Raw genomic sequence first — 11,786 nt, forward strand, 5'->3', positions numbered from 1 at the left:
TACGTTAATGTACATGACGTAAATATGCTGGTATTTGAGGCCAAACTTGAGGGAGAAGACGGACAGTATCAAGCGCTTGATGAAGCAATTAGAACTGCGCGTTTTGTTCGCAATGCCAGCCTTAGATACTGGATGGATAACAAGGGTATTGGGCGATACGACCTCAGTAAGTTCTGCGCTGTACTTGCGGCTAATATTGAGTTTCCTTGGGTCGCCAAGCTGAACTCGATGGCTCGTCAAGCCAGTGCTGAAAGAGCGTGGTCTGCAATTGCTCGGTTCCTTGATAACTGCAAGAAAAATAAGCCAGGAAAAAAGGGATTTCCAAAGTTCAAGAAAGAACAAACACATGGCTCTGTTGAATACAAAACTTGTGGATGGAAACTTTCTGATGACCGCAGGTATATCACTTTTTCTGATGGATTTAAAGCGGGAACTTTCAAACTCTGGGGAACCCGTGACCTGCACTTCTACCACAGGAAACAGTTTAAGAGGGTGCGGGTTGTGCGTCGTGCAGATGGCTATTATTGCCAGTTTTGCATTGACCATGAACGAGTAGAAAAGCGAGAACCAACTGGTAAAACTATTGGTATTGACCTGGGGTTAAACCACTTCTATACAGATAGCAACGGAGAAACAGTCGCCAACCCTAGACATCTTCGTAAAAGTGAAAAGTCCTTGAGACGTTTGCAACGGCGGATGTCTAAGACTAGAAAGGGTTCTCAAAATAGAATTAAGTTTAGAAATAAACTTGCTCGTAAACACCTCAAAGTAAGTCGCCAGCGTAAAGACTTTGCTGTTAAGACAGCAAGGTGCGTGGTGAGGTCTAACGACCTTGTGGCGTATGAAGATTTGATGGTGCGGAATATGATCAAGAATCATCGCTTGGCTAAGTCGATTAGTGACGCTTCATGGTCGCTGTTTCGTGAATGGGTTGAGTATTTTGGTAAGGTGTTTGGTGTTGTCACGGTTGCCGTTCCACCACATTATACCTCACAGAATTGCTCTAATTGTGGAGAGGTTGTCAAAAAGACTCTTAGCACCAGAACTCATGTTTGTCCTCATTGTGGGTATACCCAAGATAGGGATTGGAACGCAGCGCGGAACATACTAGAAAAAGCATTAAGTACGGCGGGTCACGTCGGAACTAACGCCTCTGGAGACATCGACCTCTGTATGGGTGGGGAAACTCCTCCAAGTAAGTCGGGTCGTGGAAAGAGGAAACCCAAAGAGCGATCTTTGGAATCCCCCACTATATTCGGTACTCCGAATTAGTGGTGGGAGGATGTCAATCCGCCAAGGATTTGCAACAGACCGAACGCAATCGACTCCAATTAGGACATACGGAATTTTTGACTAAAGGACGTGTGACCACCCAAGAATTTGAACAACGGGTAATGGAATTACTGCAGCGAATTACTCAAAATCGAGCAGAGGGCACAAGCAATGACAACAAAGCGAATTCTAGTGGTTGATAATGAGCAGTATATCCAAGAAGTTGCCAAAATTTGCTTAGAAACCGTCGCAGGCTGGGAAGTGGTGACGGCTAATTCTGGTCAGGATGGCATTACAAAAGCCGCAACTTGGCAACCAGATGCTATCCTCTTAGATGTGATGATGCCAGATATGGATGGCATTGCTACCTTTGAGCAGTTACAAGCAAATCCAGCAACCAAAGCAACCCCGGTGATTTTGTTGACGGCGAAAATCCAAGCTTCAGACAGGCGTCGGTATGCTCAAATGGGAATAGCAACTGCGATCGCTAAACCGTTTAATCCTTTAGAATTACCTGGTCAAATTGCTACGGCCTTGGGTTGGAGTTGGGAAAATTAATCAGTACGCTTTATTGACGCCGACCTATTTCATATGACTCAATCACTAGCCAAATCAATTACCTTCGATGATTTTATTGAATGGTATCCAGAAAAATCACGAGTACGTTATGAATTGCATGATGGCATAATTATTGAAATGACCCCACCAAGTGGAGACCACGAACTTATTGTTGCGTTTTTAGCTGAAAAGATTACTTTGCAGTATGCGAATTTAAAATTACCTTATGGAATACCTAAAACAGCATTTATTAAACCGCAAAACAGAAATTCTGCCTACAATCCCGACATTTTATTATTGAATTTTGATAATCTGAAAAATGAACCGTTGTGGAAAAAGGAATCAACACTTACACAATCCGCATCAATTCCTTTAGTCGTTGAAATCGTCAGCACAAATTGGCACGATGATTATCATGATAAGTTTGCAGTTTATGAAAAAATGGGAATTCTTGAATATTGGATTGTTGATTATGCAGCACTAGGAGGTAGGAAATTTATTGGCAATCCTAAATTGCCGACATTTTTTGTATGTGAATTAGTCGATGGGGAGTATCAGATGAAAGAGTTTCGCGGTAATAGTCTGATTGAATCACCGCTTTTTCCCCAATTAAATATTACAGTACAGCAAGTGTTTGAGGTTATTTTATAAATTCAATGAATTATTGGTTGATGAAATCTGAACCGGAAGTCTATAGCATCGTTGACCTGGAACAAGATGGTGAGACTATTTGGGATGGTGTTCGCAATTATCAGGCTCGCAATTTTCTGCGTCAAATGCAGTTGGGCGATTTAGTTTTTTTCTATCATTCTAATACTAACCCGCCGGTGATTGCTGGGTTGACGCGTGTGGTGAAATCAGATATTTCTGACCCTACGCAATTTGACCCGACAAGTAAATATTATGATCCTAAATCAAGTCCCCAATCGCCTCGCTGGCACACGGTTGTGGTAGAATTTGTTGAGGTGTTCTCTCATCCTATCGCTTTATCAATACTTAGGGAGAAGTTTAGCCCGGAGGAGTTATTGGTGGTTAAGCAAGGTAATCGCTTATCCGTGATACCTGTTTTAGAATCTGTGGCGACAAAAATTTTAGCAATGAAAGATTTTTAGCTGTTTTTGTCTGGTGCGTTACAAAATTAAACATTCGAGCAATTTTTAGTTATCAACTACAGGACTTACGCACAACTAACGGAGAAATGAACAACATTCGCGTAGCGTCTGTCTTTGACACGCACTCGCGTTCGTAGAGAAGGAAAGAGAGTTTGAGAGATATTTTGCGTTTGAGAAGCAGCGCACCCTGAAATGATGCAGGCACTGCTAAAAAAGATGGTTTAATTCTGGAAGGTGAACTACTAGTCTGTCAATTTTGTTTTGAGGGATTTTTGGTAGTGTGAGCGTCTCGCTCACGCGGGCAAGATGCCCGCACTACAGTCCATCATTTTTATCTTGACAGAGTACTAGTGGGTCTAAGCAGCTGGAGCAAAAACTCCTGGTGGAATGGGCACAAGCTGGGGAGTTGACAAGCAAATTCCCTGTCTGTACCAAACGCCTTCCACCTCGAACGCCTCAAATTGGGTTGTGAGAATAGCCCAGGCTCGTTCGTTGAGTCCAGCAGCGTAAGTCCATGTGAATCTTCCCTGGGTCTGGAGTCGTTTTTCCAGTTCTGCTAAATCTTCCGGTAGCCAAAATTGGCTCATTACCCTTTGAGTGGCAATTTCTGGTGGTGTCTCCAACATGTCAGCCATTGGCTGGTTGACAATGATTTGCTTACGGTTATCTTGTCTGACAATACTCACCGGGCGATCATTGTCTGCGGCTGCAACCATGCGGCATAACAAATCTACTGGTAAATGCAACTGGCTGCAAAAGACTGAACCGGAAGTACTCAAGATACGTTCGGCTGTTTGAGAAGCTGTTGGCATTTGGCTAGATGCCATCCACCCAAAAAACTCAATTGGGTGTTTGCAGCCTCTCCATCCTATCCGTACTTTACCATTGATTTTTGACGCTGTTTCACTGAGAGCATCTCCGTAGCTTTGGGCTATCTGTGTAGCATCTCGCTTTGTCGGGGCAAGGATAGAAATCCCCTCAAAGGAGATTTTATAGTTCCAGCCCGGTAGGTTTAGGGTTTTGAGAATGCTTACACTCATCTTCTTTGACACCTCCAGAATCTCTATATACTTTTACACTCATGAATTCACTCAACACGGAAAATTTTAAAGTTTTTTGCCAAATTATTTTTCGCTCCTCTTCGGGAATGGCTAACGCCGATGTGATAATGGCAAAGTCCCCTGGTGTCGGTAGCACTTCCCCATCGGCTAGGGCTTGCAAATTTTTGACACCACAACGTTTGAGTTTGCTCATGTTAGCTTTGACTAAATCAGCAATTGTTTCTGGGGATTTTGGTTGAGGAATTGACGAGTGAGAACCTGTTCTTTTAGCTATCCATTCACGGGTGATCTCTTCTAATGCGTCACTTTGGGATATCCCTTCACGGGCGCAGATGCTTTTGAATTCTCGCGCTAACTCTACCGGAATATAGCCGCTAACCTGCTTATATTCGTTAGAACGCCTTCTGTCGGTCATATTTTAGATGTGGGATTTCTGAGTAATTTGTTGTTCTCTTCTCTATTTTCTCTCATGACATCTGGAGATCAAGACATTTTGTGTAAACTTTAAATGACATTTTGGCATACAAAAATGACAAGCTGGGTAAAAGGTGACGATAAAACACGAAGTCATATTAGTTAATACAGTAGGACTTAGACGTTATCCGGTAAATTTACTAGGAGTTAGGGTAGACATGGCGAAGCTATCACCAGGCAATACTGGGTAGGTTTTGCCCAAAAATCAAGTAGGACTCACCGTGCCTAATCTCAGTAACTATTTTTTAATTTTATGTCCCAGTTATCGCTCCACAAAGACTCTACCGCTCTTGCGCCTATGCAGGATGTGACAAACCTCTGGTTTATGAAAGTCATTGCCCACTACGGTAGTCCTGACTACTTCTTCACCGAGTATTTCCGCGTCAATGAGACCTCACGGCTCAATCGTAGCATTCTGGCTGCAATCACCGAAAACGACACGGGTCGCCCCGTTTTTGCCCAAATGATTGGCGAAAGCATTCCCGACTTAGTAAGAACAGCACAGGAACTCTGCCGCTATAATATCGCTGGAGTTGATTTAAACATGGGCTGTCCAGCACCGAGAATCTATCGCAAAAATGTTGGGGGTGGATTGCTGCGCTCACCAGAAACAGTCGATCTGATTTTGGCTTCACTGCGACAAGCAGTCAACGACCGACCTTTGACCGTCAAGATGCGCCTAGGTTTTGAAAATACAGATACTTTTTACCAAATTCTCGATATAATTAATCGCCACAGCATTGATTTGCTCTCTTTGCATGGTCGCACGGTCAAAGATATGTACCACGGAGCAGTGAAATATGATTTGATTGCTGAAGCGGTTAGACGGGTTGATTGTCCAGTACTTGCCAATGGCAATATCGACTCAGCGACAACTGCACTATCAGTGCTTGGACAAACAGGCGCAGCGGGTGTGATGGTGGGACGCTGGGCGATTGGGAATCCTTGGATTTTTCATCAAATTCGGCAAGCTTTGCGAGGAGAGCCGATTACACCCGTTCCTTTGGTGGAGGTACGCAACTATATTGAGCGTTTATGGCAGACCCCCACAGCACCAACTATGCCAGAGCGAGCGCGTGTAGGCTACCTCAAAATGTTCCTCAATTACATTGCTCTGAGTGTTGATGCCCAAGGGCATTTCCTGCGACTGATGCGACAGACCCAGACTGAGGTAGAATTGTTTAAGGTCTGCGATCGCTTTCTCTTAGCTGAGGAGACGAAAACTTTAGCCCTAGCACCCTACCAAGGCGTGTAACTATGGCAACTATTCCCCTCTTGACCCTTGACCCTTGACCCTTGACCCTTGCCTATTGCGCCTCCCGAAGCAAATCGCACACTTCTTTATCAGTGGTTTGCGAAAAGTCTTCATACCAGGCACCGATTGCATACATTGACTCTGGCGTTGTCAAAGATAATACTTTTTCTACTTCTGGTTGTAACTCATCGCAGGTTGTCGGCGATGCGACCGGAACGGCGACAATAATGGCTTTGGGCTGCTGTTGTCGCAATACAGCAATGGCAGCACGCATGGTCGAGCCAGTGGCAATACCGTCATCGACTAAAAGAATAGTGCGATTTTTTACTTCTGGTGGAGGGCGATCGCCGCGATAGACGCGATCGCGACGTTGCAATTCTTGTAATTCATCTGCAGCAACTTCTTCAATTCGCTGCTGAGATATGTGTAAGGAATTGACAATATCCTCATTCAGTATGCGAATACCTCCTGAGGCGATCGCTCCCATTGCGAGTTCTTTGTGGCCAGGTACGCCGAGTTTTCTAACTAAACAGATATCCAGTGGTGCATTTAATAATTTTGCCACTTCAAATGCCACGGGTACACCACCACGGGGTAAACCTAAAACCAACAGATCTGGATGGTTAGCATAAGCAGTTAGTTGTCGTCCTAACATCTGACCTGCTTCAATGCGATTGCGGAAGATTATTGGCATGATGATCACCAGCCTTGGGTGAAATAGACGCCCACAAGGGGAGCTAGGGCAATCTTGATCTATCTTTAGGTGAGACTGCTACTTTGAGGAACTGATGAAGGTTTCAAACTCCTGTCTTCATAATATATCCATTTGAGCAAAAACTTCACAGGAGTGTGGCAGCCCAAAGGCATGTACTTGAGGGCGATCGCTATGTGGGAACCAAAGCTAAAATCACCCTGAAGGCTTAAGTGGCACTATTTTATCGAGATTTCGTCCCAATTTCCCAATAGCTATGGGATATAAATTAGATGGTTCAAAAAGGCAACAAAGTATTTAAACAGTCTGGGGTAATTCCTTATAGAGTTCAAAACGGTCAAATCGAAGTTTTGTTGATTACCACCCGTGATGGTCAAGATTGGGTAATTCCCAAAGGAGGGATCTGTAATGGTATGAGTCCACCTGAGTCAGCAGCAAAAGAAGCCTGGGAAGAAGCTGGTGTGATTGGACAAGTAGAGGGTCATGAACTTGGTACTTACAAGTATCGCAAAAAAGGCAAAACTTACTGTGTGAAGATATATTTGTTACCAGTTGAGACATTGAGTCAAGATTATCCAGAAGCCAGTGAAAGAGAGCGTCAGTGGCTAGATGTTACTAAAGCCATTAGCCAGATTAAAACAAATTCACTCAAACGAATTCTCGAGGGTTTTTTGGCCTCGAACGATTATCTGTAGGAGCGCAAGGCCTTGCAATCTGTAGGGGCGCAAGGCCTTGCGCCCCTACCCTATCTGTCCCATTCTTTTTTCAAATTGGGATTAATTGCGTAACAAAGATGACGCCATTAATTTCGCAGATGAAGTTGCTATTTGGTCTGTTGTTTGTTGCAAATCGAAGTCATACCACTCGTTGTGCCATTGCAGGCGAAATTTCAGCCGTGTCCAGTTGGGCGGTAATTTTGCACAGGCGACAGGTCCAAATTGCGTCATGCGGATACCGCCAAAGCCGAATACTACTGCTTGCCAAACTCCTCCCGCACTGGCTGCATGAATCCCTTCTTTGGCGTTGAGTCTGACATCCTCTAAGTCTACCAAGGCTGCTCGCAAAAAGTGGGTATATGCCTCGGTTGGTTGATTCAGGTCGCAAGCTAAAATGGCGTGAATTGCAGGTCCGAGTGAGGAACCATAGGTATGGTCGGTGCGCTGGCTATAATATTGCCAGTTGTTGTGCAATGTGTTATAATCATAATGCTGTCGGAGCAAGTAGAGCAGCATCAAGACATCTGGCTGTTTGAGGATTTGCTTTTTGCTTGTGGCTTCAATTCCCAACAGACCTTGGATTGATGTGGTACGTGGTTCGTAATCAGCAAGGTTGACATCTTCAAGCCCAAAGAAGCCTTCAAATTGTTCAATTAAACCTGAAGACTTGTCTTGGTTAACAAATAACCGCTCTTGGATTTCTGCCCAATGGTGTAAACGCTCTGTGGTTAAGTGGAGTTGTTGCGCCAGTTCGGCTGACTTTTCGGGATAGGCTTGCTTGAGCCAGTCCCACAATGCTAAACTAGATTGTAACTGCCACTGCACCATCACATTGGTGAAAGCGTTATTATCGACGCGATCATGATTTTCATCCGGACCAATTACGTCTTTGATATCGTAGCAATGGCGTTCTTGGTTCCACGTCACCCGGCTTTCCCAGAAAACAGCGGTATCTAGGATGATTTCCGCGCCATAATCCCGCATCCAATCATCATCTTCGGTGGTTTGCCAATAGTGCAAAACTGCATAAGCGACATCAGCGGTAATATGCACTTCTAGATCACCGCACCAGATTCTAACTAACTCGCCATTGGCATCTGGTACCCAGCGGGGAGTAACTTCATCGCCAGTATTAGCACTTTCCCAGGCAAACATAGCCCCTTGATAACCAGCTTCTTGGGCTTTGCGTCTAGCACCTGGTAAGGTGTGGTAACGGTAGGTAAGCAAGTTACGCGCCAAATCAGGTTGAGTGCAGGTGAGCAAAGGGAGAATAAAAATTTCTGTATCCCAGAAGATGTGTCCGCGATAGGCAAAACCAGAGAGGGTTTTGGGCGGAATACTCACTTTATCATCGTGACGTGGTGCTACAGCCAGTAATTGAAACAGATTGTAGCGGACACTCAATTGTGCGTGGCGATCGCCTTCAATTATAATATCACTGTTTTGCCAAACCTGATCCCATGCGGTAATGTGGGCGGCTAACAAAGTTGTGTATCGGGGTTCATCGGCTAGCCTTTGTAAAGCTGCGGCGATGGGGATTTGTGATTCTCGTGAAGTAAACATGGTGACAATCTTTTCTATAGCCACCGTTTTTCCTGGTGTTGATTGGAAGGTGGTTTGTAAGGTTGGGGAACTATCAGCATTCTGGAGGCTTACGAGTGGAGCATCTTCACCCTCTACCACTAACTTAGCAGCCATCCCCAGTTTAATTTCTGATCGGCGAGTTTGATTATACAGCCAGATAATTTTATCTACGCCACCTTGGTTTAGGGTTTTCCAATGTTTGACCCTATTAGTGTCCGGTTCCGGTTCAAAGCCTAGTTTGACAGAGATTTCTCCTGCAAAATCTATAGATGTAATCTGACAGCGAATCGCGAGTACATGTTGATCTGCTAGACTAGCGAAACGCTCAAAGTGGAAATCGAGGGTATGACCTTGAGGCGATCGCCAGCGGACATCACGACTAAGTATACCCAAACGCAGGTCTAATCGGCGTTCATAGTTGAGGATTTCACCACTATCCATACTAAAGCGATCGCCTGCCACTTGCACCACCAATGGTAGCCAGCTAGGACAATTGACAAGTTCAGTATGGGCAATTGTCACATCATCATACACACCATTAATTAGTGTTGCGGCAAAATCATCAGGATATCCTTCCTCAAAACTACCCCGCGTTCCTAAATAACCATTACTCAGGGTAAAAACAGTTTCTTGATGGTGTAACTCCTGGGGATTAAATTTTGTTTCAATAATGTTCCAGTCATTTGCTGTAATCAATTCCTGATTTTGTTGATAATTGTGAACAGATAGATTAACCATGAGTAATTTAACCTCTGACGCTTGAGGGTTGACGGTGGATGCTTGAGGCTTGACTATTGCTAACTGCGGCTATTAATGGTGGAAATCGGCAGTTTTTGCTTGGCGTTATTATCGAGAGTTTGATTTAGTTTGCATAACAAACTCTGGTGTTGTATTTAACAGGGAATTTTCGGATTTAATCCCTCTTGAGTTAGATTTTATTAAAACACATTTTATTAAGAATGGAACAAAGAAGAGGTATATTTATTTTGTTTATTTTGTTTATTTGAGCTAAAAATAGTTAAATTTTTGACAAATGACTCCTGAACCGCCGACTTATAGCAGGGGACACAACGACCGCTCAGTGCATCGCTGGGGACACAACGACCGCTCAGTGCATCGCTGGGGACTGGGTTAGAAGTCTGATTGTGTCTAGGTTTTATCATCAGTTAATGTCCTAAGCACTTTGGCGGTTGCTATACCAATTCAAAAAATCTTTGCAAAACATCGATAATCTGTAGGGGATCTAGGCCTAGATCCCCTACCCTATCTGTCCCATTCTTTTTTCGGCGTTGCTGATTAATGGGATGATTTTTGTCTCACGCATTCTCTACGTTCGCGGAGCGTCTCGTAGGGAAGAGGAAGAGTTTTCAAAGTTGAATTTAACGATTTTATCCCGCAATTATGCAACGCCAAAAGTCTTTCTGTGAACAGGATATCACAATCACTCACCACAGCTAAAGCATCCTTGGCCGATTCTGCTGGCAAAATTATATAAGTGATATCTGAATTGGCATTTAGATAATACCGATATCCTTCCTAATTAATTGGTAAATTATCAACGATGAGGATTGTGTATTGGCGTTGGGTTAGCATAAGCTCGGTTCAAGCTAAACTAAATATTGACCTTTACCCCCTGCACAATACTGTCCATGCAACTCCTTGACACCACCGACAAAGATTTTTCAGCCAAATTCAACACACTTGTAAGCGATCGCCGCGAAGCTACAGTTGATGTGAGTGGGACAGTCCGCGATATTTTAGCTGATGTCAAGGTGCGGGGTGAGGCTGCAGTTAAGGACTATACCAGCCGTTTTGACCATTTTCATCCTGAATCTTTGCGATTAAGTGATACCTTTATTGCTGAACAAGCAGCCCAATGTCCTACAGATGTCAAAGCAGCTTTAAAATTAGCAGCGGCACGAATTACAGCTTTTCATCAACAACAATTACCCCAAAATATCGGTTATACTGATACCTGCGGCGTCAGCCTGGGTTTAAATTGGGTAGCCTTGTCCCAAGTCGGAATTTATGTCCCCGGAGGACGCGCCAGTTATCCGAGTTCTGTACTAATGAATACCCTGCCAGCAAAAATTGCTGGTGTCGAAAGAATTGTCATGGCAGTACCAATGCCTCGCGGGGAAATCAATCCCGCCGTTTTAGCAGCTGCCCAAATTGCCGGAGTTACGGAAATATACGGTATCGGCGGCGCACAAGCAGTAGCAGCTTTAGCCTACGGTACAGAAACCATTGTCCCTGTAGATAAGATTGTCGGTCCGGGTAATGCTTATGTTGCCGAAGCCAAGCGGCAAGTATTTGGTATTGTAGGGATTGATAGCATTGCTGGTCCTTCGGAAATTTTGGTGGTAGCTGATAGCCAAAATAACCCTGAGTGGATAGCCTGGGATCTATTATCGCAAGCCGAACATGATCCCAGTGCCCAATCAATTTTAATTACTGATTCCGAAATTTTTGCACAGCAAGTTATTGCAGCAGTTAAGCAAATTCTCCCTACTCTGGCTACCAAAACAGTAGCCGCAGCTAGTTGGGAACAACACGGAGCAGTAATAATAGTTAATAACTTAGCCGCAAGTATCCCCCTGCTCAACCAGCTAGCACCAGAACACGTTGAATTGTGCGTAGATAACCCACAACAACTTGCAGTCCAAATTAAATGTGCTGGTAGTGTATTTTTAGGACGTTATACCCCCGAAGCCATTGGTGATTATTTAGGCGGACCAAATCATGTACTACCTACCGCCCGTTCTGCGCGATTCGCTTCTGGCTTGAGTGTCTACGATTTTCTCAAGCGCATTACCTATTTGGAATGTCATCAACAATCATTGCAAGAAATTGGTAAAGCAGCGGTGACATTAGCAGAAGCGGAAGGTTTACCAGCCCATGCCGGTAGTGTAGCAGTGCGGTTGACCAAGCCAATTTTAGATTTTATAGCGATTCTCAGTTAAGTGAGGTACAAAATTGTATCACGCGGTGTAGGGGCACGGCATTGCCGTGCCCCTACGGGTGTACCTTACTAGGGCGAGA

At 44.3% G+C, this 11,786-nt stretch carries 12 protein-coding genes; 8 read left to right on the forward strand and 4 right to left on the reverse strand.

What is annotated here, in order from left to right; genetic code table 11:
• The first annotated feature begins 24 nt into the window (after positions 1 to 24).
• Genes HEQ19_28380 through HEQ19_28400 form a run of 5 tightly spaced genes read left to right on the forward strand, consistent with a single transcriptional unit; the run spans position 25 to position 2,942 of the window.
• Positions 25 to 1,272: a transposase gene (locus HEQ19_28380; GenBank protein WYM02815.1), complete on the forward strand. Its 1,248-nt coding sequence runs from the start codon at positions 25 to 27 to the stop codon at positions 1,270 to 1,272.
• Between the two features lie 29 nt (positions 1,273 to 1,301).
• Positions 1,302 to 1,472, forward strand: a complete 171-nt coding sequence (locus tag HEQ19_28385; GenBank protein ID WYM02816.1) for a hypothetical protein — start codon at positions 1,302 to 1,304, stop codon at positions 1,470 to 1,472.
• The gene (locus HEQ19_28390; protein WYM02817.1) at positions 1,444 to 1,830 is read left to right on the forward strand and encodes a response regulator; all 387 of its coding nucleotides are present in this window, start codon (positions 1,444 to 1,446) and stop codon (positions 1,828 to 1,830) included. The genes HEQ19_28385 and HEQ19_28390 overlap by 29 nt, the downstream gene beginning before the upstream one ends.
• 33 nt (positions 1,831 to 1,863) lie before the next feature.
• Positions 1,864 to 2,481, forward strand: coding sequence for a Uma2 family endonuclease (locus HEQ19_28395; GenBank protein ID WYM02818.1), 618 nt, complete (start codon positions 1,864 to 1,866; stop codon positions 2,479 to 2,481).
• A 5-nt stretch (positions 2,482 to 2,486) separates the two neighbouring features.
• Positions 2,487 to 2,942, forward strand: a complete 456-nt coding sequence (locus HEQ19_28400; protein ID WYM02819.1) for an EVE domain-containing protein — start codon at positions 2,487 to 2,489, stop codon at positions 2,940 to 2,942.
• Between the two features lie 356 nt (positions 2,943 to 3,298).
• Here the strand turns inward: HEQ19_28400 and HEQ19_28405 are convergent, their stop codons facing one another.
• Both HEQ19_28405 and HEQ19_28410 read right to left on the reverse strand, forming a co-directional pair.
• Positions 3,299 to 3,982 (reverse strand): PAS domain-containing protein, encoded by a 684-nt coding sequence (locus HEQ19_28405; GenBank protein ID WYM02820.1) that lies wholly within the window; start codon positions 3,980 to 3,982, stop codon positions 3,299 to 3,301.
• A complete protein-coding gene (locus HEQ19_28410) occupies positions 3,933 to 4,418 on the reverse strand; it encodes a hypothetical protein (protein ID WYM02821.1) in 486 nt (161 codons plus the stop codon). Before HEQ19_28410 ends, HEQ19_28405 begins: the two co-directional genes overlap by 50 nt.
• A gap of 312 nt (positions 4,419 to 4,730) precedes the next feature.
• Between HEQ19_28410 and HEQ19_28415 the strand changes: the two genes are divergently transcribed.
• Positions 4,731 to 5,732: a tRNA-dihydrouridine synthase family protein gene (locus HEQ19_28415; GenBank protein WYM02822.1), complete on the forward strand. Its 1,002-nt coding sequence runs from the start codon at positions 4,731 to 4,733 to the stop codon at positions 5,730 to 5,732.
• A gap of 52 nt (positions 5,733 to 5,784) precedes the next feature.
• Here HEQ19_28415 and HEQ19_28420 read toward each other — a convergent pair whose 3' ends face one another.
• Positions 5,785 to 6,426 (reverse strand): phosphoribosyltransferase, encoded by a 642-nt coding sequence (locus tag HEQ19_28420; GenBank protein ID WYM02823.1) that lies wholly within the window; start codon positions 6,424 to 6,426, stop codon positions 5,785 to 5,787.
• Between the two features lie 290 nt (positions 6,427 to 6,716).
• Here HEQ19_28420 and HEQ19_28425 point away from each other — a divergent pair, with 290 nt between their 5' ends.
• Entirely contained in the window at positions 6,717 to 7,139 is a 423-nt protein-coding gene (locus HEQ19_28425) for an NUDIX hydrolase (protein WYM02824.1), read from the forward strand.
• Between the two features lie 81 nt (positions 7,140 to 7,220).
• Here the strand turns inward: HEQ19_28425 and HEQ19_28430 are convergent, their stop codons facing one another.
• The gene (locus HEQ19_28430) at positions 7,221 to 9,482 is read right to left on the reverse strand and encodes a glycoside hydrolase family 65 protein (protein WYM02825.1); all 2,262 of its coding nucleotides are present in this window, start codon (positions 9,480 to 9,482) and stop codon (positions 7,221 to 7,223) included.
• A gap of 911 nt (positions 9,483 to 10,393) precedes the next feature.
• Between HEQ19_28430 and hisD the strand changes: the two genes are divergently transcribed.
• The gene (gene hisD / locus HEQ19_28435; GenBank protein ID WYM02826.1) at positions 10,394 to 11,707 is read left to right on the forward strand and encodes a histidinol dehydrogenase; all 1,314 of its coding nucleotides are present in this window, start codon (positions 10,394 to 10,396) and stop codon (positions 11,705 to 11,707) included.
• Positions 11,708 to 11,786: the final 79 nt, after the last annotated feature.

Origin of the sequence: Gloeotrichia echinulata CP02 (assembly GCA_038087035.1) — a bacterium.
In the GTDB taxonomy this organism is placed as follows: domain Bacteria; phylum Cyanobacteriota; class Cyanobacteriia; order Cyanobacteriales; family Nostocaceae; genus Gloeotrichia; species Gloeotrichia echinulata.

Excerpts from the sequence above, each read along its gene's own strand:
- HEQ19_28380 (WYM02815.1), top strand. The coding sequence starts at position 25 with ATGCTGGTATTTGAGGCCAAACTTGAGGGAGAAGACGGACAGTATCAA.
- HEQ19_28390 (WYM02817.1), top strand. The coding sequence starts at position 1,444 with ATGACAACAAAGCGAATTCTAGTGGTTGATAATGAGCAGTATATCCAA.
- HEQ19_28395 (WYM02818.1), top strand. The coding sequence starts at position 1,864 with ATGACTCAATCACTAGCCAAATCAATTACCTTCGATGATTTTATTGAA.
- HEQ19_28400 (WYM02819.1), top strand. The coding sequence starts at position 2,487 with ATGAATTATTGGTTGATGAAATCTGAACCGGAAGTCTATAGCATCGTT.
- HEQ19_28405 (WYM02820.1), bottom strand. The coding sequence starts at position 3,982 with ATGAGTGTAAGCATTCTCAAAACCCTAAACCTACCGGGCTGGAACTAT.
- HEQ19_28410 (WYM02821.1), bottom strand. The coding sequence starts at position 4,418 with ATGACCGACAGAAGGCGTTCTAACGAATATAAGCAGGTTAGCGGCTAT.
- HEQ19_28415 (WYM02822.1), top strand. The coding sequence starts at position 4,731 with ATGTCCCAGTTATCGCTCCACAAAGACTCTACCGCTCTTGCGCCTATG.
- HEQ19_28420 (WYM02823.1), bottom strand. The coding sequence starts at position 6,426 with ATGCCAATAATCTTCCGCAATCGCATTGAAGCAGGTCAGATGTTAGGA.
- HEQ19_28425 (WYM02824.1), top strand. The coding sequence starts at position 6,717 with ATGGTTCAAAAAGGCAACAAAGTATTTAAACAGTCTGGGGTAATTCCT.
- HEQ19_28430 (WYM02825.1), bottom strand. The coding sequence starts at position 9,482 with ATGGTTAATCTATCTGTTCACAATTATCAACAAAATCAGGAATTGATT.
- hisD (WYM02826.1), top strand. The coding sequence starts at position 10,394 with ATGCAACTCCTTGACACCACCGACAAAGATTTTTCAGCCAAATTCAAC.